The sequence below is a fragment of the Streptococcus sp. CF7_Ac1-8 genome (assembly GCF_024295435.1).
Classification (GTDB): Bacteria; Bacillota; Bacilli; order Lactobacillales; family Streptococcaceae; genus Streptococcus; species Streptococcus mitis_AP.
Window position 1 is genome coordinate 1 of sequence record NZ_JANCPI010000036.1, and the last position, 630, is coordinate 630.

Annotated in this window: 1 protein-coding gene; it reads left to right on the forward strand. The window is 37.5% G+C overall.

Annotation, left to right across the window (positions count from 1 at the left end):
- A partial coding sequence (locus NMM26_RS09585; protein WP_254754493.1) for a Rib/alpha-like domain-containing protein occupies positions 1-630 on the forward strand: 630 nt, incomplete at both ends.

The window sequence follows — 630 nt, forward strand, 5'->3', positions numbered from 1 at the left end:
AAAAACCAAATACTGGTTCCACAGGAGACAAAGATGTAACAGTTGTAGCTAAGCTAGGTACAGAAATAGTTGCAGAGATTCCTGCTAAAATTGTAGTAGTCGATAGTAAGACACAATATGTGGCAGAAAATAAAGAGAATACACAACCAGACGCCTCTAAGAGTGTTGATGAAGAAAATTATCCTGAAGGTTCTAAGTTTAAATTTAAAGAACCAGTTGAAACAAGTAAGGCAGGAGACAAGGAAACAACGGTTGTAGTAACGGATAAAGATGGAAATCCATTAGTTGAAGTTCCAGCAACTGTAGTAGTCGCAAAAGGTTATCCTCAAATTGTTCCAGTTAGTGAAGGGAATGAACAACCTAGTGTCAAAGATAGTATTGATCCAGATCAATATCCAGAAGGTTCAACATTTGAATATAAAGAAGAAGTCAATACTTCAGAGGCAGGGGACAAGAATGTTACAGTAGTTGTTAAAGACAAAGCAGGTAATAAACTTGTCGAAGTTCCAGCAACGGTACGTGTGGTAGAAAGCTATCCTCAGTATGTTCCAGTAAACAAAGAAGGTATCTCACCGAAAGATAGTATTGATCCAAGTAAATTCCCAGAAGGAACCACGTTTGAGTATAAAG